22 protein-coding genes are annotated in these 25066 nt (G+C 40.3%); 13 read left to right on the top strand and 9 right to left on the bottom strand.

The genetic code is table 11. The features are described 5' to 3' along the window. Positions 1 to 183: 183 nt before the first annotated feature. The 8 genes from waaA to QTO06_RS07305 all read right to left on the bottom strand — a co-directional run bounded on the left by waaA (position 184) and on the right by QTO06_RS07305 (position 8607). On the bottom strand, positions 184 to 1449 hold the full coding sequence (gene waaA, locus QTO06_RS07340) for a lipid IV(A) 3-deoxy-D-manno-octulosonic acid transferase (protein WP_331407312.1): 1266 nt from the start codon (positions 1447 to 1449) through the stop codon (positions 184 to 186). Continuing rightward, entirely contained in the window at positions 1443 to 2501 is a 1059-nt protein-coding gene (waaF, locus tag QTO06_RS07335) for a lipopolysaccharide heptosyltransferase II (RefSeq protein ID WP_331407311.1), read from the bottom strand. The genes waaA and waaF overlap by 7 nt, the downstream gene beginning before the upstream one ends. Beyond that, on the bottom strand, positions 2498 to 3487 hold the full coding sequence (gene lpxM, locus QTO06_RS07330; RefSeq protein WP_331407310.1) for a lauroyl-Kdo(2)-lipid IV(A) myristoyltransferase: 990 nt from the start codon (positions 3485 to 3487) through the stop codon (positions 2498 to 2500). Before lpxM ends, waaF begins: the two co-directional genes overlap by 4 nt. 112 nt (positions 3488 to 3599) lie before the next feature. Further along, a complete protein-coding gene (gene rfaD, locus QTO06_RS07325) occupies positions 3600 to 4541 on the bottom strand; it encodes an ADP-glyceromanno-heptose 6-epimerase (RefSeq protein ID WP_167424597.1) in 942 nt (313 codons plus the stop codon). 147 nt (positions 4542 to 4688) lie between these two features. Continuing rightward, positions 4689 to 6887 carry a YjbH domain-containing protein gene (locus QTO06_RS07320; protein WP_331407309.1) on the bottom strand — a complete coding sequence of 733 codons (2199 nt, stop codon included), beginning with the start codon at positions 6885 to 6887 and terminating at the stop codon, positions 4689 to 4691. A gap of 2 nt (positions 6888 to 6889) precedes the next feature. Then, positions 6890 to 7645: a YjbG polysaccharide synthesis-related protein gene (locus QTO06_RS07315; RefSeq protein ID WP_331407308.1), complete on the bottom strand. Its 756-nt coding sequence runs from the start codon at positions 7643 to 7645 to the stop codon at positions 6890 to 6892. Further along, positions 7642 to 8316, bottom strand: a complete 675-nt coding sequence (locus tag QTO06_RS07310; RefSeq protein WP_331407307.1) for a YjbF family lipoprotein — start codon at positions 8314 to 8316, stop codon at positions 7642 to 7644. Before QTO06_RS07310 ends, QTO06_RS07315 begins: the two co-directional genes overlap by 4 nt. A 69-nt stretch (positions 8317 to 8385) precedes the next feature. Next, positions 8386 to 8607 (bottom strand): hypothetical protein, encoded by a 222-nt coding sequence (locus QTO06_RS07305; protein WP_005535462.1) that lies wholly within the window; start codon positions 8605 to 8607, stop codon positions 8386 to 8388. A gap of 651 nt (positions 8608 to 9258) precedes the next feature. Between QTO06_RS07305 and QTO06_RS07300 the strand changes: the two genes are divergently transcribed. The 12 genes from QTO06_RS07300 (at position 9259) to QTO06_RS07245 (ending at position 22580) form a co-directional block, all read left to right on the top strand. Continuing rightward, positions 9259 to 9774 carry a porin family protein gene (locus tag QTO06_RS07300; RefSeq protein WP_331407314.1) on the top strand — a complete coding sequence of 172 codons (516 nt, stop codon included), beginning with the start codon at positions 9259 to 9261 and terminating at the stop codon, positions 9772 to 9774. A gap of 68 nt (positions 9775 to 9842) precedes the next feature. Next, the gene (locus tag QTO06_RS07295) at positions 9843 to 12536 is read left to right on the top strand and encodes an SLBB domain-containing protein (protein ID WP_331407306.1); all 2694 of its coding nucleotides are present in this window, start codon (positions 9843 to 9845) and stop codon (positions 12534 to 12536) included. 293 nt (positions 12537 to 12829) lie between these two features. Further along, positions 12830 to 13792: a Wzz/FepE/Etk N-terminal domain-containing protein gene (locus QTO06_RS07290; protein WP_331407305.1), complete on the top strand. Its 963-nt coding sequence runs from the start codon at positions 12830 to 12832 to the stop codon at positions 13790 to 13792. A gap of 163 nt (positions 13793 to 13955) precedes the next feature. Further along, complete coding sequence (locus tag QTO06_RS07285) at positions 13956 to 15233, top strand: lipopolysaccharide biosynthesis protein (protein WP_331407304.1); 1278 nt, start codon at positions 13956 to 13958, stop codon at positions 15231 to 15233. Continuing rightward, positions 15230 to 15949, top strand: a complete 720-nt coding sequence (locus QTO06_RS07280; protein ID WP_255939714.1) for a glycosyltransferase family 32 protein — start codon at positions 15230 to 15232, stop codon at positions 15947 to 15949. Before QTO06_RS07285 ends, QTO06_RS07280 begins: the two co-directional genes overlap by 4 nt. Next, positions 15946 to 16749 carry a hypothetical protein gene (locus QTO06_RS07275; RefSeq protein ID WP_331407303.1) on the top strand — a complete coding sequence of 268 codons (804 nt, stop codon included), beginning with the start codon at positions 15946 to 15948 and terminating at the stop codon, positions 16747 to 16749. The genes QTO06_RS07280 and QTO06_RS07275 overlap by 4 nt, the downstream gene beginning before the upstream one ends. Positions 16750 to 16848: 99 nt before the next feature. Next, the gene (locus tag QTO06_RS07270) at positions 16849 to 17808 is read left to right on the top strand and encodes an EpsG family protein (protein ID WP_331407302.1); all 960 of its coding nucleotides are present in this window, start codon (positions 16849 to 16851) and stop codon (positions 17806 to 17808) included. Further along, positions 17808 to 18620, top strand: coding sequence for a glycosyltransferase family 2 protein (locus QTO06_RS07265; protein WP_331407301.1), 813 nt, complete (start codon positions 17808 to 17810; stop codon positions 18618 to 18620). The genes QTO06_RS07270 and QTO06_RS07265 overlap by 1 nt, the downstream gene beginning before the upstream one ends. 126 nt (positions 18621 to 18746) lie before the next feature. Continuing rightward, the gene (locus QTO06_RS07260) at positions 18747 to 20057 is read left to right on the top strand and encodes a capsular polysaccharide export protein, LipB/KpsS family (protein ID WP_331407300.1); all 1311 of its coding nucleotides are present in this window, start codon (positions 18747 to 18749) and stop codon (positions 20055 to 20057) included. 4 nt (positions 20058 to 20061) lie between these two features. Next, a complete protein-coding gene (gene kdsA / locus QTO06_RS07255) occupies positions 20062 to 20856 on the top strand; it encodes a 3-deoxy-8-phosphooctulonate synthase (RefSeq protein WP_331407299.1) in 795 nt (264 codons plus the stop codon). Between the two features lie 51 nt (positions 20857 to 20907). Continuing rightward, positions 20908 to 21657 (top strand): 3-deoxy-manno-octulosonate cytidylyltransferase, encoded by a 750-nt coding sequence (kdsB, locus tag QTO06_RS07250; protein WP_331407298.1) that lies wholly within the window; start codon positions 20908 to 20910, stop codon positions 21655 to 21657. After that, positions 21657 to 22580: a KpsF/GutQ family sugar-phosphate isomerase gene (locus tag QTO06_RS07245; RefSeq protein ID WP_331407297.1), complete on the top strand. Its 924-nt coding sequence runs from the start codon at positions 21657 to 21659 to the stop codon at positions 22578 to 22580. The genes kdsB and QTO06_RS07245 overlap by 1 nt, the downstream gene beginning before the upstream one ends. Positions 22581 to 22615: 35 nt before the next feature. Here the strand turns inward: QTO06_RS07245 and wecA are convergent, their stop codons facing one another. Next, a complete protein-coding gene (gene wecA, locus QTO06_RS07240) occupies positions 22616 to 23686 on the bottom strand; it encodes a UDP-N-acetylglucosamine--undecaprenyl-phosphate N-acetylglucosaminephosphotransferase (protein ID WP_331407296.1) in 1071 nt (356 codons plus the stop codon). Between the two features lie 184 nt (positions 23687 to 23870). Between wecA and QTO06_RS07235 the strand changes: the two genes are divergently transcribed. Beyond that, positions 23871 to 25037: a nucleotide sugar dehydrogenase gene (locus tag QTO06_RS07235; RefSeq protein ID WP_331407295.1), complete on the top strand. Its 1167-nt coding sequence runs from the start codon at positions 23871 to 23873 to the stop codon at positions 25035 to 25037. The last annotated feature ends 29 nt before the right edge of the window (positions 25038 to 25066 follow it).

Genomic DNA, 25066 nt, shown 5'->3' with positions numbered 1-25066 from the left:
TTTATAAGTCAGTTCGCCTCTTTCAACTTGGTCAACAACATCCAATTTAAAAGCGAGGGAATAATCGCATTGAGTTCGTCTAGTTATTGATTTCATAACACTCTCCAATTTTCTGGTTGGGAAGTGTCAACCTTATTTAGGATGGGTCACTCATTAGCAAAAAAGCGGCCTTTGGCCGCTTTTTTAATTAAGTACTTCTAAGATAGTATTCTTTAGGGCACCTTGGTTCATATTAATGATTTTACTGCCTGCTGTATGGTAGGCAATACGTTTCTCAGGGCTCTCAATTAACTGAATGATGGTTTTCGCTAGAGTTGAACTGTCTTCGACAATGATTAATCCACACTCTTTAACAAATGAATCGACGATTTCTTTAAAGTTAAAGTAGCTCGGACCAGTAATGGTTGGAACACCCAAAGCCGCTGGCTCCAACACATTGTGGCCACCAACTTTATCACCAACTAAGCTACCGCCCATAAAGCAGATATCCGTAGCGCCCATCAAGACCAACATCTCACCCATGGTGTCTCCAAGGTAAACTTGGGTCGACTCCGCTACTTCTGTTCGGCTTGTGCGTCGAGCGGTTTCAAAACCTAGCTTTTGGCACAGCTCAAATACATTATTGAATCGCTCCGGATGGCGAGGAACAAGGATTAAAAGTGCGTTCGGGTGAGATTCTAAGACTTTCTTGTGAGCTTCTAGCATTTGCTCATCTTCACCTTTATGAGTACTGGCAGCTATCCAAATTGGTCGTTTTATCCCCAGCTCAGTCCGTAGCGCTTTTCCTTTCTCTTTGACTTCCTCGGATATCTGAATATCAAACTTTATCGAGCCAGTAACAAAAAGTTTGTTTTTTTCTACACCTAAACGTTTGAAACGTTCTGCATCAGACTCAGTCTGGCACAGTACTTTATCCAAGCAAGGAACTAATAGGTTAAAAAGAGGCTGTATTTTTGCGTAGTTCTTACGTGACTTTTCAGAAAGGCGAGCGTTAACAACAGTAATCGGTATTTCTGAGTTATGGACAGTACGAAGAGTGTTTGGCCAAAGTTCAGTTTCTATGATCAACATTTGCTTTGGTCGTATTGCCTTTAGAAAGCCTTTCACCGCAAAGCCAAAATCGATAGGCATATAGCGGTGTTCAACTAACTCGCCTAACTTAGCAATTTGTTCTGCACCAGTGCTGGTTGTGGTGGTGACCAAAATAGGTAGAGCTGGTTTTTGCTTTTTCAACTCTTTAATTAGGGGGATAGCTGCGATGCTTTCGCCTACTGAAACCGCATGAATCCAAATGGGGCGCTCAGTTGCCTCTAGCTTTGGTGTAATACCAAAATGCTCTTTCCATCTCTGACCGAACTTGGGCTTGTTTGGTTTACTTTTATACAAACCAAACAGTAGGAAAGGAGATGCAAGGGCAAGTAACAATGTGTACAAAATGCGAGTTAGCATGAACTTACCGTTATCGCTTCAAGTTTTTGAATGCTGTCTAGTACCTGCTTTGGGGATAGTTCAGTTAAACACTTGAGGTGATTAAATTGACATTCACGTTTAAAGCAAGGGCGGCAGTCAATATCGGTGTGAACAATTTCTACCTTTTCCGCAAGCGGTGGTGTGTACTTTGGCGATGTTGAACCGTAGACTGCAACAACATTACAGCCAACAGCGGCTGCCACGTGCATAAGACCAGAGTCATTGGCTACGACCGTTTTGCAGGCTGCAAGCAGATCCACCGCTTCAATCAAGCTGGTTTGCCCAGCGAGAACGTGAATTCTCTGTTGAAGCTCAGCCGGCACGAGCTGCTTGATGTTATTACAGGTATCAATGTCCTTTTGAGAACCAAACAGCCATACTTGATGGCCGCTAGCCGCCATTTGAGTGGCGACTTCAGCATAATGTGTTTCTGGCCACTTTTTAGCAGGGCCAAATTCGGCACCTGGACACAACCCTATGACAGGGAGCGTTTGGTCGAGAGAGAATTTGTTAAGCGTCTCTTGCTGAGTCTTTTTATCGATAGACAAGCTAGGTCTAGGAAGTGTTTCTAAGCCTCCCAAGGATGATGAATCCAACATTTCAACTTTAGGGTAGGCTAAAGCGACATAACGCTCTACCATGTATTGAAAAGACCTTTTGTTAGGGCGAAGATCATTGAGTAGGCCATAACGCATTTCACCTTTCCAACCTGTACGCTGTGGGATGTTTGCAAACCAAGGTATCAAAGCAGACTTAGCTGAGTTTGGCAGTACGTAAGCATGATCGTATTGCTTTTCACGCAGTGACTTACCAATCTCTCTGCGGCCAAGAAGATTGAACTCACCATGGCCAAGAGGCATCTCAATCGCTTGATGGATCTCAGGCATACGCTCGAGGATCGGTTTACACCAACCTGGAGCAATCACATCAATCTGGCTTTCTGGATGTTGTTGCTTTAAAACGATGTACAGTGATTGTGACATCACCATATCGCCAACCCAAGACGGGCCGATAATTAAGATTTTTTTCATTTTTCTACTTGCCAATCCGTGTCATATCTCGGTTTGAAGAGATTGTAATAGTTATTACCATCTTCTTGAGAGTGTAATAGCTGTAACACCCACATATATTGCTCAGGCTTAGTGGAAACAAAGTACTCAATCGCTTCATTCGAAGTACGTGCATCTTGCTCTTCGCCTTTATCTAGCTCAAACGCCGGTAAGATTTCGATATCGAACGACCCATCTTCTGTATTTATAGAAGCAAACATAGGGAGTACTTTAGAGCGTGAGAGTTTTGCAATTTTCCCAAGGCCTGGAAGGGTTGCTTTTCGGGTGGCGAAAAAGTCTACAAACACACTGTGCTCTGGACCGTGGTCTTGGTCTGGTAAGTAGTAACCAATATAGCCATCTCGAATAGACTTTAGGAAAGGCTTTATACCACCAGAGCGTTCATAAACTCGACCGCCATACTGAACTCGTTGTTTGTGCATCAACCAATCGCCGACTTCATTTTTCTGCTTTTTAGCCATTGCAGAAACCGGCATTCCCATAGAGGCCAACAAAATAGCTGGAATGTCGATCGCCCATGAGTGTGGAACCATCAAAATGACTTTTTCATTATTTTCGATATGCTTCTGCAAAATATCTAAGCCGCGAATTTGGCAGCGTTGCTGCAGCCACTTTGGAGAACGTAAGGTAAGTAGGCTGAAGCGGAAGAAGAATAAAGCGGCTGTGTAAAGCGTCTTTTCGATGAGCGCTTCACGCTCTTCAAAGGTTTTGTCTGGGAAACACAGCTCAAAGTTAACGCGAGCTCGGTGGGCTGGGCCTTTGCGTGATTTAGCCAATTTTTTTGCAATTGCTTTGGCTAGCCATTTTTGCACTCCTAGTGGAAGCAGTGCCAACGGCATCGATAGTAGAGCGCCGAGCCAAGTTCCCCAATATTTAGGCGCAAGAAAGTGACGCTCAAATTCAGGGTTATAAGCTTTTGGATCGAAATCATCACGTTGAACAGTCATGCGGTTGTAAGCACCTATTTTCGGAAGAGATAACTGGAGATGTTTAGAAATGATACTCGTAAACGTATCAGAGTAAAGGTGGCAGAGACTTCACTACCACCTTTGACAGGTATTAACGATTCTGAATCGCAAGGTATTCAGCAACACCCTCAGCTACCGTCTTGAATTCTACATCGCAGCCAGCAGCACGAAGCTTAGTAAGGTCTGCTTGAGTGAATTCTTGGTAAGCGCCCTTTAGGTGTTCAGGGAATGGAATGGTTTGGATTTCCCCTTTGTTGTGATGTTTGATCACTGCTTTCGCAACTTCTTCAAATGATTCCGCATTGCCGGTGCCACAGTTAAAAATGCCTGAAACTCCGCTTTCTAGGAACCAAAGGTTTACTTTGCTCACGTCACCAACGTAGATAAAGTCACGCTTGAAGGATTCACTACCAGCAAACAATTTAGGGTTTTCGCCATCATTGATTTGGTTATTTAGGTGGAAGGCTACCGATGCCATGCTGCCTTTGTGATCTTCACGTGGGCCATACACATTGAAGTAGCGGAAACCTGTTATTTGAGAAAGCTGCTCGCCATGATCCTCTGCGTCTTTCCACAGACGACGAACGTAGTTATCAAACTGCTGTTTTGAGTAGCCGTATACGTTAAGTGCCCCTTCGTATTCACGCTCCTCAACGAACGTTTCTGTCTCACCGTATGTCGCAGCTGATGACGCGTATAGGAATGGAATTTCACGATCTAGACAGTAATGAAGCAACTCTTTAGAGTACTCATAGTTGTTTAGCATCATGTACTTGCCGTCCCACTCAGTTGTCGCAGAGCAAGCACCTTCATGGAAGATGGCTTCGATAGGGCCGAAGTCGTCACCCGCCATGATTTGCGTAAGGAAGTCATCACGATCCATGTAATCTGTGATATCAAGATCAACTAAGTTTTTAAACTTCTTGCCATTTTTTAGGTTGTCGACAACCAAAATATCGTTAATACCTGCTTCGTTCAGAGCTTTAACAATGTTGCTGCCGATCATGCCAGCACCACCAGTTACGATGATCATAAGACTTCCACCATAGATTAAAATTTTCTCAGGAAGTTTAGCAGAGTTAAGGCTTTAGGTGTTAGAGGGAAGGTGTTGGCGTTAGATAAAGAAAAAGGAAGCCGAAGCTTCCTTTGTATAAGTAAGTTAATCTAAATCGTGGTTAGATTACTTTTCATCTGATGTGTTCGGGCGTTGATACCAAGGGTTACGCTCATCCGTCAGTTCAATCAAGCTGTATTTACGACCTAGCTTCTGACCGCCATCGCGAGTCAAAGGCTGCCAACTAAAGTTCGCACGGTTGTTGCTTGGTTTCACTGTCATAATGTCGAATGGAATCGAAATGTAGAAGCCTTTGGTAAAGCTACCTTCGCCAAACTCATCTGCAGACAAGTCACTAATCGATGCAAACGCACCAGCGATAACGCCACTTTTGAATTGCTTAGACACGTTCACTTGCGTACCGACATCACCCGCTAGGAACTGACCTACATCGACTTGAATCATCAAATCTTGTAGGAAATCCCATTGAGGGTAGTAGTAACCAGACACAAAGCCAGTAAAGCCTTTATCTACTACTTGGAATGGACGTCCGTATTCAGGAATATGCTGCCACTTCTCATCGTAAACACCAAAGTAGCTTTCAGGGTCACGTTGAGAAACTAAGTTAACATCAGCACCAAGTGCCCAGTTGGCGCCTTTTGGACGATATAAGAACTCCGTACCTACACCTGCAAACATGCTTTCTAGGTAACCTGCGTAAAATTGCTGGTCCATGGTATCTGAGTACTCTTGGAACCAAGTCAATTGAAGGTTCGACATAGTTACCGCGTGTTCATTCTGATAAGCACGGAACATAGTACGTACACGTGGAACGCTTGTGCCATCCGGTGGTGTTACGTAGTTAAACTTGTCGTAGTTATTGTACCAATCCCAGTAAAGCGAACCGCCGATTTCTAGATTGTCCGTTAGCCAGTAAGAAGCGTTGCCGCTCAAGCCAACACTAAACAAATAGAAGTCTTCTGGGTTACCTAAGGTTTGAGCAAGTTTTGGTGCAAAGCCCCAATCAAAACGCTCAAACCCATCGTAAGCGGGTTTGCCCTGAGGCTTATTGCTTGATGTAGACGTCGCATCTTCAATGCTCGGGCTGATGTAATTGACTTCAGCAAAATCACGGTACTTATCTTTTGAGATAACCGTTTGATCGCCGAGCAAACCACGGCTGCGTTCATTGATAGTAAAGGTATCAATGTTGTCTGGCATCTTGTTGTAAAGAACTGCAGCTGCTTTTTCATGCGCTTCGTTGCGGTCGCGATACTTCTTCTGTTCACCAACAACGGAGACAGTATTGTCTTCAACATAGAGTTGGGTATTTTGGTAGCCAGCAATTTTATCCAGCTCCTCAGTAACACGTTCCCAATCTACATCAGACAGTTGCTCTGCTTGCTTGTCTTCAACTTCTGGTGTTGGTGTATCACGCCAGAAAGACGGCATTTCATTGAAGTTTGTGTAAAGGCTTACGCCTGCAACTAACGTATCGCCGCGCTCGTAGCTCAAGCGCAAATCTGCCATGTGTCCTAAACGATACAGAACACCAAAGTTCCAAGGCGTATGAGGTGTCATGTCTACACCACCACGTACCACAGGGAAGTCTTCGCTGTAATCATTACTGTCGTATTCAAGCTTTAAGCGTAGTGGGGCATGTAGTGTTTGATATTCCACACCACCGAATAGGGCTGAAGGACCTTTGAACCAACGTTCAAAATCCACACTTCCTCCACGACCTTTGTAGTCTGAAGGGCGTGTGCAAAAGCTATCTGATAGTTTACAAGTAGGATTACTGATGTTGTCGCGCGTACCTAAGTAGCCCCAGCCCATACCTAACGTGAAATCAAAGGTACCAAGGTTTGGGTTAGAGTAACGTTTTGTCGCAGCAACAAACTCACCATCAAACAGGCCGGTACCCGCAAAATCGCGAATACCAACAGAAAGCTCTGGTAAGTATTCAGACTCTTCTAATAAACGAACTTTAAAATCGATGCCTTTGTCGGTGTACTTGGTGTCACCAGAGAAGCTTGGATCGCTACTGTAAAAAAGATCGTTCACCATGGTGTAGCGAATCGTCGTTTCTAGCCAAGGCATCACTTGAAGAGTCACATTGTAAAATAGGTACTCATCGCTGCCAGTGACCGCAAAGTTAAACTCACCTTCAGGCGCCATGCGGGCAGTTGGCATTTGCATTAACCCCACGCCACCAAAATCCATCTGTGAAGGTTGTAATGGCGGTGCCTCAAAAGGCATATCTTGAGCCCAAACCAACGCTGGACCCATTAAAGAAAGCGATAAACTGGTTCTTATCAGGTTCATATTTAATTCTTCGTCGAGGTTGGTTTACGTTGTGACAGCAGTTTGACGATATCTTGATCCATTCGCGACTGTTCAAAATCGTCAAATGGGATGTAGACTATGGTCAAAGGTGGTAAATAATATTGTTTGGTTAACCAACGGCCATGATGCGGGGTAGCAATCTCACCATTTGGATAGATTAAAATAGGCGGCTGAGCCAGTTCACCAACCTCACTGCTTTTTAGGCTATCGACCTGTTCATGCAGGGGGATACCAGCTAGATTTTTGATTGCATAAACCTTGTCCACATTGCCCACATACAACACTTTTTCTGCTCGCTGAGGCGCACTTAAGGCAAACTGGCCTTTTAAAAGCGGGTTATCAAATTTGTCTAAGCGGATTTGATCAACATCGACGGCGGAAAGAACGCGAGGCGCAAACTGACTTTGCTGGATAAATTTGTAAAATGGATGACCAACGAGGTTGTATTGAATCATTTGGTTCAACACGGCGCTTTTTAACGCCAGACTTTCTTGCTGTGCCTGTTCTGAATCATCAAACAAACTAATCGCAAAAGGATATTGCAAGACAACGTTCTGCTCTTGTGCGAGTTTCAGGATGTTGTCTAAACGAGTTGGTTGTTCAAATTGTAAGGCTTTTCCAGTACCCACTAATTCAACTCGTAATGGCGATAAACTTTGGTTCTGGGCTAAAGCAGGTACGGCGGTAATACCGACAACACCCACTAAGCTTAGTAAAGAGAGCAGTCGCTTACTCATGATTTGCTGTACCCTTTCAAAATTGTCAATTCAACTGGCACCATGTTTGGTCCCAAGTGCTGACGTGTTTTCACCACTTGTCCATTACTGTCTACCCAATAGGTGTTCTCTACGCTTTCTTCTAAGCTTGGAAAAGTAACGAGCTCAGTATAAACGTCGGTGTCTGTCGATGAAATAGGAGTGTTTACCCTCTCTTTGCCTTGACGTGATCGCTCTACCTGAGCTTGAAAGCCGTAACGGTATTGCTCAGACCAATCGTAAGATAGCGCATATTGAACAGATGATTTTGAGTAAGCAGGCACGTCACCGTAGACACCGGCTAGGTTAGTGGTTTGCAATCCAATGGTTTTAACAATATGGCCATTCTCTGTTACCACCATCGCTTTATCGGCACTGACCCATTTGAGTTGGGTTTGTCCCGTTAGTGGGTTTGATTCTGCAAAGGCGAGAACAACAAAGACTTGCTTTTGGCTGCCGATTTTTAGATAAGCGCTGGCATAAGGAACGGCTTCAATTTCTTCTGGTGTCAGTTCAACATCGATGTAGTTGCCATAAGCTTCTTGAACGGTCGCCGAGACATCATTGAATTTCTGAGTACACCCAAAAGTGAGGCTTAATACAGGTAAAACAACAAGTAAGCGCATCCATTTTTGCGATAGAAAGGTATTCATTATTCCCTCGTACAAATAAAATCGCCCTGAAACAGTTCAGGGCGATTTATCTAGTTCAGCTTAAACGAATTAGTTCGTAGAAGTAGAAGTAGAAGTAGAAGTAGACGTTGAAGTTGAATCGCTGTCTGACGCTGCAACTGCTACTACAGTTACTGCTGCTGCTGCACCTACTGCTACTGCAGTTGTACCAGTTGCAGATGCTGATGCTGCACCAGCAGAACCTGCTTCTTCAGCTGCAAATGCAGTTGATGCGCTTAGAGCCATAAGAATAGCTAGAGCTGTGTTCTTCATTATTAATCCTTGTATTTCAGATTTTAAAACATCGATGTTTGGTCTGTTTAGAACATACCATCTGTCATTTTAGTTAAAAAACAATCAGCATGTAAATAGTTTCCTATGGAATTTTACCAAGTTCTAAAGAATGCGTCTCATTGAAAAGACAATTCATTTGCAGGCGGTTTTAGTGATTTTAACTAAAGAAGAGTCGAGTAATGAAGGATAACTCGCCATAAATAACACTAACCCGTAAATATCGAAGTAAGTAGCGAATTGACATTCGAGATAAGTTTTGCGTTACGTTTTGTTACACTTAGACGACTAATACTCAGAGTGTCATTGCTCTCAAAAATAAGAATGTCCATTCTCAAACCTTAGAGTGAGCCCCCTTGCCGTTTTGCGCTAATCCATGCATAATTTGCCAGCTTTTATGCTGTGCTTATCAAGTATGATTTTTTGATTTTCTTGTCACAAAAGCGACGCTTTAAAAAAGCACTTATATCAATAAGCCGAGCAGCTCGGTAATCAGCGAACAGTGGCTACGCGTAATGCCGCAGGGCGGTAGCGTGAAAACGCACAAGCAAACAGACTAAAGAGTTAACAGACATTCACTGCGTGCGTCATTCATGTGCAGCGGTCAGTCAATACCCAAGGAACACTTACGTGATGAACAAACGACCATGGCTAGGGGCGTTGAGTACAATCAGCTTAGGCTTGTGCTCATTTACGGCCTCAGCAGATTTTTATGCAGGTGCGTTAGTGAGCTACTCTAATGCCGAATACCACCACTCTTCTATTTCTTCCGTAACCGAAGGCAATCCATTCCTTCTTCAAGCGCAAGCAGGCTATTTCTTTAACGATTATGTCGCGTTAGAAGCACGTTACGGCACCTCAGTACAGCGCGACAGCGGACTTGCAGTAGACAGCTTAGCAAGTGGTTTTGTTAAGTTGAACATGCCGGTTTCTGAACGTTTCGCTCTTTACGGACTGGCGGGCTACTCCAGTGTCCAGATCGATCAACAAAACGAAGGTTCCAACAAAGATCAAGGCTTTAGCTTTGGTTTAGGTATGCATTACGCCTTAGATAAGCACAATGCGGTTGTTTTCGAGTTTATTGACAATACATCAGAAGACCAAGTTCGTTTGAATGCCCTGACACTCGGCTTTCAGCACCGATTTTAATTAAAAGACCTAGTACCTAGTTTTAGTAACTAGGATTTTTTAACTCTCGATTTAAATAGCGAATTATCATGCTTAAAGGATATTTATCGATTGCCGCTTGTGTGTTGGCAAGTGTTTTTGCGCCATTCAGCCATGCGCAAACTCCAACCCCGGAACAAATACAAATGTTCCAGAGCCTACCTGCTGACCAACAACAAGCACTAGCAAGTAAGTACGGCATTACTCTCCCTTCTGGCTCCTCTTCTCAGCCGAGTAACTATCAAAACCCTCAAGTGATCGATCCTCGCCCAGAGGTGAGTAAAGCCAATCAAACGAACCAAGCGGATGTGATCAAAGAAGATGAAGAGCTTAAGCGCTTCGGCTTGGATCTGTTTGCGGGTTCACCAACAACATTTGCCCCAGTGAGTGATGTACCTGTTCCGGCCGACTACACAGTCGGTGCCGGTGACGAAATTGTTATTCAGCTGTTTGGTAAAGAGAATACGACCCACCGTTTGCGAGTAAATCGTGCGGGTACGATTAACTTCCCTTCACTCGGCCCAGTTCAAGTGGCTGGTATGAGCTTTTCTGACGTTCGTGATTCACTAAACCAACGTGTAAAAGAGCAAATGATTGGCGTGCGTAGCGATATTTCACTGGGTGAGATGCGTACCATGCAAGTGTTTGTGATGGGGGATGCCTATAAGCCAGGTGCTTACACTGTCAGCGCGCTAACCACCATTTCTCAAGCCATTTATTACAGTGGTGGTTTTGGTGAGAGCGGTGCATTGCGTAACGTGCAGTTAAAGCGTAATGGTCAGGTAATTCGCAAGCTTGATATGTATGATCTATTGCTGAAAGGCGACGCGCGCAACGATGTTCGACTGTTACCTGGCGATGTGGTCTTTATTGGAGCTGTCGGTAATACCATCGCGATTGATGGTGAGGTAAACCGTCCTGCAATCTATGAAGTGGAATCAGGTGAAACCTACAAGCAAGCGATTCAAATGGCAGGTGGTTTTACTGCTAACGCTTACAGTGATCAAATTGAAGTCAAACGTTATGCAGCAAAAGGTGCTCGCGATGCATTAACCCTTAACTTCAGTCAGTCACACGATCAACAAACTAAAGTCAAAGATGGCGACGCCGTTAATGTACTGAAGAAGAGTGAAGAACTAACCCGTTATGTGCAAATTGAAGGTGATGTTCGCCATCCGGGCTTTATCGAATGGAAGAGCGGCCTGCGCGTTGCTGATTTGTTCCAGTCGGTAGATACGTCATTTAACTCCACTGCTGACGTTAACTATGCTGTCGTTGTCCGTGAGATTAACCCACAACGTGACATCGAGGTTTATCAAGTTAACCTCGCTAACGCGATTCTTTCTCCAAGCAGTAAAGATAACCTAAAGCTAAACTCGCGTGACCGAGTACTGGTATTTAACCGTTTCAATAATGAAGATTTAGATACACTAGCGGATCAAGATACAGTTACGAAAGCGAAAACGCTTGAGCAAGCACAATTTAAAGCCGAGCTGGACCAACAAAAAGAGCAAGAAGTGATGAGCTCTTCTGTTGCAATATCCTCAGCGACAGACAATATGTCTGTGGGACAATCTTCAATTGAAGAATCAGAACAACCGAAAATTATATTCCGTGGCAAAGAAATTACCAAAGAAGACTTTGATGCGCTGAAACAAAACACCCGTCGCACTTTACTTGCTCCGGTACTTTTGCAGCTCCAACAGCAATCTCGTTTAGGCTTAGCACCGCAAATTGCTGAAGTATTTGGTGAGGTCAAACACCCTGGTCGTTACCCACTCACGCCACGCATGTCGGTGTCTACCCTTATCGAAGCAGCAGGTGGCCTAACGTACAATGCATTTACCATTAATGCAGAGTTGGCTCGTACTGTGATCAGTAGCAAGGATGAACGAGCTTCGATCGACGTAGAACGCATTGACTTACGTAAAGCAATTCAAGGAAGCACTGCAGATGATGCAATCCTTGTTGGCCGTGACCGCTTGAACATCCTTGAAAAGCCGAACGTTAAACTACAAAGCACAGTCACCTTGCAAGGTGAAGTTCGCTTCCCTGGTACGTACACAGTTCGTCAAGGGGAAACCTTAGGCGAGTTACTTGAACGTGCTGGTGGTTTGACGGAGTTTGCTCATCCTCAAGGCGCGATCTTCACGCGTGAAGCGCTTCGCCTACAAGAGCAAAAACTACTAAACCAATATGCCGCAGATATGCGCGCTGAAACTGCGAAGAAAACCTTCCGCGCAGACAGCAATATGAGCTCGGTGATTTCTGACCCTGATAAAACACTCAAGTTTGTTGAAGAAGCAAGTCGTAGCAAAGCGCTTGGACGTATGGTTGTACAGCTGAATCGTATCCTTAAAAACGAGCGTTCTGCGGACTTTATGTTAGAAGATGGTGATTTCCTATTTGTACCGACCTTCCGCAACACAGTATCAATCATGGGTGAAGTACAGGTGCCAATCACGTACTTGTTGGATAACAAGTTAGACGTAGATGACTACCTAAACAAAGCTGGTGGCGCGAAGAAACAAGCTGATGAAGACCGCATCTTTGTCGTGCGTGCTGACGGTTCGGTTTACAAACCAACATCAGGCTACTGGTTCGGTAACAACCATGAAGAGCTAAAAGCGGGCGACACCATTGTTGTTCCAATTGATACTGATTACCGTGATGCATTAAGCACCTGGACAGCGGCAACGCAGATCCTTTACCAAACAGGTGTAGCGATCAACGCGCTGAAGTAACGAAACCAATCAGCTTAAACAAGGTTATAAATTCAAATCATAGTATGAGCTTATGTAACGATTAAAGTTACATAAGCTCAATTTTATGAACATTATTAATCAAAACGGCAAATACTACTCTGAACACTAATAGTGGCATTATTCAGCCGTAGCCCGTCATTCCAGCGAGCCGAAGCGAGACTAGGAATCTTGTCACAGCGCGGTTGTGTTTTGAAAGCCGGAGAGCAATCTATCAAATTTCACCAATCTCTGGGGCCAATAGAACGAACCTCAGAGCTTAGGATTAAAGATCAATGGAACCACAAAAAGAATCCAACTCAAACTACCTACTATATCCACCACAATCCCAACCTCCCCATGATGAGATCGACCTAGGCGAACTTTTCAAAGCATTGTGGAAAGGTAAATGGATCATTATTGCGACAACATTTGTCTTTGCAGTTGGCGCAGTACTTTACGCCCTGAGCCTACCAAACATCTACAAAGCTGATGCACTATTAGCACCAGCTGAAAGCTCGAATGGTGGAGGCTTGTCAAAAATGGCAGGACAATTAGGTGGTCTTGCGGCACTAGCTGGTGTTAACTTGGGCGCAGGTGAATCTTCTCAAACCGATTTAGCCGTTCAGGTAATGAAGTCTCGCCAGTTTGTTGAAGCATTCATTAACAAACATGAATTACTTGTACCTCTCATGGCAGCCAAGGGTTGGGATTTAGCAAATAACAAACTTATCTTAGATGAAGATCTTTATAACTCGAAAACGGGAGAATGGCTACGTGAGCCTAATGGTCTACGAGGCGCAACACCAACAGCACAAGAAGCCTTTGAAGTCTTCAGTAAAGAGGTCTTGAGCGTCAATAAAGATAAAGAGAGTGGTTTATACACAGTATCAGTTAAAAACTACTCACCTTATGTTGCTCAACAATGGGTGAATTGGTTGATTGAAGATATCAACAAAGTGATGCGTGAGCGAACAATAGCTGAAGCATCACAAAATCTATCCTATTTAAACACTCAACTCCAAAAAACTGCGGTTGCAGACATGCAAAGCATGTTTTACAAGTTGATCGAAGAACAAACCAAGAACTTAATGCTTGCGGAAGTACAAGATGAATTTATATTTAAAACAGTGGATCCTGCTATAATCCCAGAGCTTAAAGATAGCCCTAAGCGTGCTTTGATTTGCGTATTAAGTACATTATTAGGAATAATGTTCGGTGGTATTATTGTTCTAATTAGGTTTGCACTTCGAGAGTAGTCCTCAGAACACTCGCCTTACAGTTTAAGTTTTATAATAAGTATATCTTTACTTTAAAAGCTGAAGGTATGTGGCTGATAATTTGAAAAATTAAACTAGCTGACACTACAAAGCTAAGACTTACTTTATAGTGTAAAAATGAAACATCAATTCATGGTAGAAAATGAAAATCATATCTAGTGCTGCAGTGAGAAAAGCTATAAGACCTTTGGCAATGCTTTTCTTTAGTTCGATTGGCACAGGGTTAATATCAATACTATCATTATATATTATGGTTAGAGCATTGGGAGTCGAGACTTATGGAGCTCTCATGTTGGCATTTTCATATATAATGGTTATTGGTGCAATTATTAACTTGCAGTCTGTCGATGCGCTTATAAAATTTATACCGTATGAAAAAAGCCCAGAGCTAAAGACAACACTGATTAATAAACTTCTACTAGTTGACGTGATAACAGCAGTATTCGGTTTCTTGGTCTGTTATGCGTCCATTCAGTTTGTATCTGAAGCTTTAAGCTGGGGCAGTCTTATTTCAGAACTATTATATTCAATTTCTTTTTATATTCTCTTTAATGTTTCTGGGACATTTGATGGAATCTATAGATACTATGGATATTTCAAGTGGATTTCTTTTAGAAACTTTTTAGTAGCTAGTATTCTATGTGCTTTGTACTATATAGCAAGTTGTAAAAATTATGGAGTTCATTATTATGCATTAATAATTTCTATTTCTTCGCTATTGGTTTTGGTTTTTGATATTTTCTATTTCTTACTTAAAAGGAAAGAAATAGACTATAGAGGTTTTAGGTTTGAGCGTGTCGATGTTAGAGTTTTAAAATACACATTGATTTCTAATCTTAATAGTAATATTGATCTTCCGATCAAAAAGCTTTCACCAATATTAATTGCTAATTTAATGTCACTTCAGGATGTTGGTATTTATAAGATATTAGAGAAGTTAGGAGCAGTTGTATTAAAAGTTATTAGCGTATTTCTTCAGTTTTTCGGTGCAGATATAAGCCGATTGATTGCTAGTGGAAATATCACAAAAGTACTTGTTCTTGGCAGGAAGTTTACTATTTTATTTATAATTGGCTCATCCATTATTCTTTCGATCTTTTACGTAAGCTTTGAATCGATTGTATTATACTTTTCACCAGAGATAGCTACATACAAAAACGAAGTTTTTACATATCTTTTTTATGTAATTATAATCAGCTCAATGTTTTACCAACACACGGTTGCGATCTACTCTGGCCATGAATTTAAAGTTCTTAAACTTATATTTATAGTTAATTTTCTTTATCTATGCCTAATGAATTATTTCGTATCTACTTGGGGGTTAATTGGTCTAATTATCTTGCAAATAATTCAAGCAACTATTATTTTTCTTGGCAAAAATAAGTTTATTTCAGATGGTCTGAGAGGTTCTATAAAATGATACCTAAAAAAATCCACTATGTTTGGGTTGGTAATAATGAAAAAAGTGATTTTGTAAATGCATGTATCCGAAATTGGAAAATGGTTCTACCAGATTATGAGTTCTATGAATGGAATGAAACTAATTTGGATATGAAAGATATATTTTCAAAATCTACATTCATCAAAGATTGTTATGACAGGAAGTTGTGGGCTTTTGTTTCAGACTATATCCGTTTAAAGGTTTTGTATGAACATGGCGGTATTTATTTAGATACTGATATCACCTTAGAAAAAGATATATCACCTTTAATTAATGCCTCTTTCTTCATCGGAAAAGAAAATGAAAAATATATTAGTGCCGGAGTTATTGGTTCAACAAGAGGAAATGGAATATTAAGAGAGCTAATTAACTTTTATGAGAGGGAAATATATCAAGTTGACTTTTATACAATTCCTAGGGTGATTACACATGTTTTTGAAAAAAATGAAAACTTTGATGGTTTAGCAACAATATACCCACCAGAATACTTTTATCCTTATTATTATACTGAATGCTTCAACGAGTCTAAACTTACAGAAAACTCTTATGCAATACACTGGTGGGGAAAGAGTTGGGGTGGAGATGATCATTCATTTCTAAAAACTAAACACCTTAGTGGCTATCGAAGGTTACTCGTTAAGTTAAAGTGTAAACTCCGGAGTTACGCAGACTATATTAGAGTGAACATACTATGAAAAATAATAAATTGGTTTACCTAATCAGCACAATGAATGAAGGTATTGACCTTGTATTGAAAAATATACCAGAATACAATGCAGAAAAAGAATACGTAATATGTCATCAGGTTTCTGAACCCTCTTTTAAAAATAATGAGATATTTAGGGAAGATGTAACTTATATTCACAGTGATGAATTGGGCCTGTCAAAAAGTAGAAACTTATTATTGAAGTACTTTATTTGTAATTACGATAACTCATTTTTTGTCTTGACCGATGATGATGTAATCTACCGTAGTGTAAGTTTTAAAGATATTTATGACGAGTTTTTTTTGACAAAGGCTGATATTCTTTTGAGCAGGGTGTGGTCTTTTGAACAGTGGTTTAAAGATTATCAGGCTAGGCCTTTAATACATGATTTAAAATCTGTCCGTAGGGCTTCATCAATTGAAATTATTGGTAATGGTATTAGCTTTAAAAATAAACGAGGTTCGATATATTTTAACGAAAAATTTGGTTTGGGAAGTAAATATAAGCTTGGTGAAGAACCTATATTTCTTACAAAAGCGCTGAGAAATGGTTTTAGAATTATTAGCACAGATTTATCTTTGTTTACTCACCCTAGGGAGTCAACCGGAAGCCAAATAGTTAAAGAGTTTTACTATGCAAAAGCGGGTTATTATGTATACTTCTATGGTAAAACTCTTGGTTCATTTTTGTTATTGCGACTCATTTTAAAGTATCACATTAGCAGTAAGAGTAGATGTTCAATATTAGACGCTTTTAAGTATGCAGTTAAAGGTGTTTGGGAATATTGAAACATGATATATTATAATTATATAATTTATTTCTTCGTTTTTTCTTTTTTTGCTTTCATATACCATAATATAAAGAACCTCACCATAAAAAATATCGCAATGCTATTTTTATTTTTGTTTTTTATATTGGTTCTCGGTTTCAGAGGAACTGATTCAGGTAATGATACGCAATCATATATAAATATGTTCCATGATATATCACAAGGGAATCCCGGAAGCTTTGTATTTCAGAGTAAAGAGTATTTATATATTAAGAGTACTGAGCTTATTTTATTTCTAGGTGGTGGGTTTAGAGAGTATCTTATATTTTCTGCCTTTTTAATGTTTGTTCCGATATTGTATGTATTAAAAAAAACAAATAGTATAAATGTACTAACAGTATCAGCCTTTCTTGCGCTAGGACCGTTCTTTTTTTTTCATTCAGGGATAAGGCAGGCAATTGCAATTTCATTTTTTTCCTTAAGTACTCTTTTTCTCATTCAAGGATTAAAGTTTAGATCAGCTTTATTCTTTGTTATTGCAGCAAATTTTCATATTAGCGTTATACTTGCGTGTCCATTTTTATTAGCAATTAGATGGAGGTATAATAAGTGGCTCTATTATTTTATTCTTACTTTTTCATTTTTAGTTTCATTTAGACCTCAACTACTCGTTAATATCATTCTTTTTGCCTCATCAATTATTCCAGAAAAATATAGAGTCTTCTTGACTGAAGGGTTGTCTTATAATAGCACATCGCTAGGAATAAAAAGCATATTTGTCTTCATGCTTGGTCTGATGTTGGTTTTTTGTTTGTCTAAAGAATCAAATAAAATTAGAACATATATATTTAACCTCTCGTTTCTGTATGTGGTTTTGTACAACTTCCTAGGGAATGTTCTTATTCTTTCAAGGGTGCCTATCTACTATGTTGTTTTCTTTGTTGTTTCTTTGTCGTTTGTTTTTGATTATTTTAGTGTAAGAGCCCAATGCTTTATTAAGTATGCGGTTTTTATATGCTTCTTTGTTTTTTATATTCGAGCTTTGTTTACAGATCCTTATGGCGTGATGGTGGGATAATGAAAGTATCTATTGTAGTTGTAACTTATGAAAGGCCTGAACTGTTGAGTATTGCTCTTGACTCTATATTGTCACAGTCTCATGCTGAACTTGAGGTTATTATTGTTGATGATAATTCCCCAAGTTATTTAAATAATAGGAAAGTAATTGAAGATAAAAAAGACTCAAGGTTAGTGTACTATCGAAATACAGAGAATAAAGGTGCTTGCTATTCAAGGAATTACGGTTTGTCACTAGCCACTAGTAAGTATGTTGCATTTTTAGATGACGATGATCTGTGGGATAAGGATAAAATTAGGCAACAGGTTAATTCTTTAAACTCGACAAATGCAGTTCTTTGTTACACGGCTAAACGGATGTTCAAAAATTCAGACTCTTCGTGTGGAAGGGTTTCTTTTCAAGAGATAAATGAAGATTCACCATTGTTATCTCTTTTTAATAATAACGTTATTGGAACAACATCTTGTATAATGGTAAATAGAGAAGTAGCTTCCTCGTGTGGTGGGTTTGATATTGATCTGCCTGCTATACAAGATTATGATTTTTATTTAAGAATAGCCGCGAAGGGAAAAGTGGTTTCAATTAAAGAACCTTTAACATACTATCGAGTAGATACTGCGATTAAAATATCTAAAAATGGTTCGAAAGCAATAACTGCCTCTCAAATGATTATAGACAAGTATCCAGATAATTTAAAGATAAAGCGTTACCTTTTTAAAGCTAATTTAAAGAAGGCTTTGAAGTATAGAAATTTAAAGTTGATGATAAGAACAATAAGTATTTTTAATTATGGGGAAAATGGTTTTTTCTAAATGTAAATTTTTATTTTCATGAGTTATCTTTATGAAATACTTATTCTGGGACATATAGGGAAGTATAAAATCTAACATTGTTAGTTTGTACTACTTTTTGACAGAAAACTTGTAGCGTGAGTTCTGATGAAAGAAAATAAACAAATAGGTAACGTGCTCTCACTTGATCCGATGTACTCTACATTGCATGCTCGCATAGCTGATGAATACCAAGGTAAGAAATTTGCTTTACTCAGCTCTTTTGGATTAAAACATTATTTACCAGGGTTTGAGTTTTACTATATTGAAAGACAACTTCAGTCTAAGAGCATCATCATTTCTCAAACTGATCTTGACGTAGTTAAGTCAATGGATAGTCATTTTTCTGCGCTCGTAAGAAAAGTTGAGAAGCGCGAATTGACAGATGATGAGTTAGAATACATGGCTAAGTTCTATGTGTTTCTAAAGCAATTTGCTGTCGACAATGGTATCAAGGTCGTTTTACTTCATAATGATTTAAGATGGCAACATGCTATCGCTGTTTTTGTGTGTCGCGAGCTTTCAATCAACTATTTGGTTACGGAGCAAGGCTTGTTTCGACCTCACACTACAGTAGTCGATTCTTTTGGTGTGAATGCTTACTCTAATGTAAAAAATGACTATCAAAAATTTCTTGATAAAGGTGAAGACCTTAAACGTTATATTAAAAACGATGTTGTTACTAGTTCTCATGACTCATGGTACTCATATATTAACTTTTTTAGATATTTGATTTTTTCAAAAGTCGGGCAGTTTTTAGGGACAGAGGCAAGAGTTGTTCACAAGCGTCATACATTCAGTGAGTATGTAAAAAGATTTTATTTCCATCGAATAAATCCTTTACTTTCAAAAAAAACACCATCGGATGGTGACGTGGTATTTGGCAATACAAAGAAACTGGTTTTTGTTCCTTTGCAACTAGAACTTGATACTCAGTTGCTTATCCACAGTGATTTCTCGTCTAATCAAGAGGTCATTAATATTATTGAAACTGCATTTTATGATGCGGGTCTATGTAATAAATATGAGTTAGTATTCAAAAAGCACCCTAACGACCAGCAAGAATATAATTTTTCGAATTTTTCAAAGCTTACTGATGTAGCTATCAAAACTGAGTTTTTAACAAATGTTTCACTAGTGATTTCTGTCAACTCTAGTGCACTATTGCAAGTTTTATCTACATCTACACCGGTCATCACTCTTGGTCGGTCTATCTATGACTTTCCGGGAGTCGCATTCCATTCAAATGGAAAGGACTTAGCCTCAGATATTAAAAGCCAATTAAATACAACTGTAGATATAGATAGACGATATCATTATGTAGATTATTTGAAGTATGTATACTCAATACAAGGTGCAGGAAATTCATTTTCTAAATCTCAAATAGAAAAAATCATTAATAAATTAACTAGGAATTAAATAGATGTTTCTAATCGCAGGTCCATGTGTCATCGAGTCCGAAAGTCTAGTTTTAGATACTTTTGCCTCCTTAAAAGAAATAACAGATAAGCTGGGTATTGAATATATTGCTAAATCTTCATTTACTAAAGCGAACCGTTCATCAGTAAACGCTTTTACTGGTCCTGGTATTGATGAAGGTCTAAAAATTCTTCAGAAAGCAAAGGATCAATTAGGTGTGAAGGTTTTGACTGATGTTCATGAGGATACTCCTCTAGATGAAGTTGCATCAGTCGTCGATGTTTTACAAACACCGGCTTTTCTCGTTCGTCAAACGAGCTTTATTCAAAGAGTTGCCTCTTTTGGTAAACCCGTGAACGTAAAAAAAGGACAGTGGATGCATCCATCGGATATGGCTCCAGTAGTGGAAAAATGCCGTGCTGTCGGTAACGATGACATTTGGTTATGTGATCGTGGTACGAGCTTTGGCTTTGGACAGCTAATTAACTACATGCCAGGCCTAACTATAATGAAAGAGACTGGTTGCAAGGTAGTTATGGATGCTACTCATAGTGTTCAGATGCCTGGCACACTCAACGGCTCAACTGGAGGGAACCGTTTTCACGTTCCAGCTATTGCTCGAGCAGCTGTAGCTGTTGGTATTGACGGCTTGTTTATGGAAACTCATCCAGATCCAGATCGTGCCTTATGCGATGGCCCGAATATGCTTGCATTAAAGCACATGGAAGAGTTGTTAGAAACACTTTTAGAAATCGATGAGGTTGTGAACAAGCACCCTAAAATTGAAACAAGGTTCTAATAATCACAATTCTAGTAAATCCATTATTCGTATATGATAAAAGAGCATATTTTGAATACAGTTAAAATAGTTATTCCTGCTCGGTATGGCTCGTCTAGACTTATTGGTAAGCCATTACTCGAAATAAATGATAAGCCAATATTTTGGCACGTCTTTCAGCGCTGCCTTGAAGCTGGTTTTGACTCTCGAGATATCATGTTAGCGACCGATGATACTCGAATATTTGAGAAAGCCTCAGATTTGAACATCCCAGTCGTAATGACGTCGTGTGAGCATGACAGTGGAACTGATCGAATTTTTGAGGTAGCGACCTCACAAGGTTGGAACAAGCAAGATATTGTCATCAATATTCAAGGCGATGAACCACTGGTTGACCCTGAGTTGATTCGTCAACTATCGCTATTCACACTTAAACATACAGAATTCGAAATAACAACAGCTGTTGTGCCTATTGTCCATAGTGATGACTTCAATAACCCCAATGTTGTTAAAGCCGTCATGGGATTAAATCATCGAGCTCTTTATTTTACTCGCTCAAACTCTCCATACAACAGGGAACTTCCTTCGGATCTTTCGTTAGCTTTTCGTCATGTCGGAATTTATGCTTATACGGTGGGTGCTCTAGACGCATTTTGTTCATTCGAAGAAGCGCCTCTAGAGGCTTATGAGAAGCTCGAGCAGTTAAGAGCTCTTTCAAATGGCATGGCAATTGGTGCTTGTTATTTCGAGGGAGAGCTTGCTCATGGAGTAGACACTTGGGATGACTATTTAACTATCAAAAATAGAATGGAAAAGGCTTAATGGACATCATAAAAATTGCTAAGGACGTAATTCAGACAGAAGTAGATGGGCTTATTTATATGGGTGCTCACATCGATAGTAGTTTTACTCAGGCGGTAAATGCTATTCTCACTGCTCGTGGTCGTACTATTATTTGTGGTATGGGTAAATCTGGTATTGTTGGAAAAAAAATTGCTGCATCTTTCGCAAGCACAGGTACGCCTAGTTTCTTTATGCATCCAGGTGAAGCTTTTCACGGTGATTTAGGGATGGTCAAACCTGAAGATGTCTTTATTGCAATATCTAACTCAGGTGAAACGGATGAGGTGCTAAAGCTACTTCCATTTCTAAGAGATAATGGGAACTATGTTATAGCGCTTACCGGCAAAAGTGGATCAACATTAGCAAAAAACGCACATTGTCATTTGGATATAGCCATTCCTAAAGAAGCTTGCCCTCATCAATTAGCTCCAACGTCCTCAACCACTGCTACGTTGGTTATGGGAGATGCATTGACTGTCGCGTTAATGGAATCTAGAGAATTTCTTCCAGAAAACTTTGCCCGATTTCATCCTGGAGGGAGTTTAGGAAGGCGCCTTTTATCCAAAGTTAGCGATGAAATGGTCTCCGAGTTTCCATTAGTCAAAGAAAGTGCTGACTTTACTTCTGTTGTGCACGCAATTTCTGATGGAAAGTTAGGGTTGGTGTTAGTTGAAGTTGAGCAGGGTTTAGCTATCATTACGGATGGCGACGTTCGAAAAGCAATGAATGCTAACGGTAAGCAAGTTTTTGATTTAAAGGCTCGAGACATTCTAACCTTAAATCCCGCAAAAATTTCTGGCTCTGCGAGTACTCAAAGTGCCTATGAAGTGATGGAAAATAAAAAGATAACGTCTCTCATCGTTGTCGAAGATGAGAGAGTTATAGGAGTTTTGAAAAAATAAAAAAGTCCAGAAGGGGGCCCCCCTTCTGGATTTTTTTAAGCTTTTACCGCTTTTCTCGCCTTTACCCAACTTCTGATATAGCTAGTAATTTTCCAAATGTACGCCAAGATGATTGAGTAAATTACAAAGCACGAAATGAATAATACGAACATCGTTACTTCTGAAATATTCGTAGCCTCACCATAAATGCCGAAACCAGCATAAAGACTTGCAATAAAACATATTGCTACAAGAGTTTGTTTCGGTCCAACTCCTAGGCGTTGAAATATGTGATGAAGATGTTCACGATCAGGTTTGAATGGAGAATCGCCTCTACGAATGCGGCGAATCATTATTGCTGCCATATCCATCAATGGTACCGCAATAAGCCAAAGAGCCGTGACTGGGCGCATTAATGGCTCGGAATTTCCTGTTTGACTAACGCCTAGTAGCAACCAGATTACAGTGAAGCCAATCATCATACTCCCGGCATCACCCATAAATACTTTTCGCTCTCTCCCTAGTATCCCAAGGTTCATAAAGATATAAGGAAGCAGGGCCACAATGATGACCACACATAGATAAGCTAAGCCATGTTGGCTATCAACTTGTAATAAAAATGCTAGCGCACCGAATGTTACAATAGAAAGACCACCTAACAAGCCGTCGATACCATCCACCATATTAAAGGCATTGATAGCACCAATTACAGCGACAATTGTGATTATGCTCCCTAGCCAACCTAAACTGATTTCACCGAAGCCAAACATGTTCCCTAGGCTATGCAGTTCAATACCTGCTATTTCCATCATTACTATAGATAAAGCAGCCTGAATGCCCATTCGAACTTTAAAGCTTAGGTCGATCTTATCATCAACTGCACCGACAACTGTTAGTACACATATGCTAAGTAGATAAAGCCAACTATGTTCGATGGTTTCTGGTTTTAAAACTAGGTATTGTGCAAGGACGAGGCAAATGGATATACCGCCAACTAAAGGGATAGCGCCGTTGTGAAGTTTCCGAGCGTTGGGTTTGTCAACTAAGCCAATCTGCTTTGCTACTTTTCGCATGAGAAATAGCGTGGCAAAAGAAGAGAAAAAGATAAAACTAAGTTCAAGAAGCATGATTGAGCCAACGGTTATTGTGTATATTCGTCCAATTTTAGCTCAAGTTCATTAATGGAAAAAGCGATAATCTCTACAAAAGCTTTGCTGAACATCGCCAATGTTAATAAGGGTCATAGCGATAGATAGCGCTAGCTGCTCTGTTTTGTTATTCTTCCTTAAAATTATATTTAAGGATTATCCCATGAAAATCGCAGTTGCTGGGACCGGCTATGTTGGGCTTTCTAACGCTATGTTATTGGCACAAAACCATGAAGTGGTTGCAGTAGACATCATCGAAGAAAAAGTAGCAATGTTAAACAATAAGCAATCACCAATTGTGGATGCTGAAATTGAACATTTTCTTGCGACGAAAACACTAAACTTTGTTGCTACCTTAGATAAAGAACAAGCATACCTAGGTGCGGAATATGTTGTGATTGCAACACCTACAGATTACGACCCGCAAACCAACTACTTTAATACTTCTTCTGTTGAGGCGGTGATTAAAGATGTGATGGCGATTAACCCAGAAGCTGTAATGGTAATTAAGTCTACCGTACCAGTGGGTTATACCGCACGCATTAAAGAAGAATTGGGTTGTGAGAATGTCATCTTCTCTCCTGAGTTCTTGCGAGAGGGTAAAGCGCTTCACGATAACCTGCATCCATCTCGTATTATTGTAGGTGAGCGTAGCGAGCGTGCAGAAATGTTTGCAGGTTTGTTGGTTGAAGGTGCTGTAAAAGAGGACATTCAAGTTCTCTTTACTGACTCTACAGAGGCGGAAGCGGTTAAACTGTTCTCGAACACTTACCTTGCTATGCGTGTAGCATACTTTAATGAGCTGGATTCTTATGCAGAAGCACATGGCTTGGATGCTCGTCAGATCATTGAAGGTGTTGGCTTAGATCCTCGTATCGGTAATCATTATAACAACCCATCATTTGGTTACGGTGGCTACTGTCTTCCTAAGGATACTAAGCAACTACTTGCTAACTACCAAGAAGTGCCAAACAATATCATCGGTGCGATTGTGGATGCAAACCGTACTCGTAAAGACTTTGTGGCAGAATCAATCCTCAAGCGAGAGCCAAAAGTTGTCGGTATCTACCGCCTTATCATGAAAGCGGGATCGGATAACTTCCGTGCTTCTTCTATTCAAGGCATCATGAAGCGCATCAAGGCAAAAGGTGTTGAAGTTGTGGTTTACGAACCTGTATTAAAAGAAAAAGATTTCTTTAATTCTAGAGTAATTAAAGACTTGAATGAATTCAAACAAAGTGCAGATGTGATTGTTTCTAACCGCATGGTGGAAGAGTTAGCAGACGTAGCGGGTAAAGTTTACACGCGCGACTTGTTTGGTAGCGACTAATCAATATCCCGGAAGGTCCTAGTTTGCTA

The organism is Vibrio sp. M260121 (genome assembly GCF_036533715.1).
In the GTDB taxonomy this organism is placed as follows: Bacteria; Pseudomonadota; Gammaproteobacteria; order Enterobacterales; family Vibrionaceae; genus Vibrio.
This window is presented reverse-complemented; position numbering and strand designations above follow the sequence as displayed.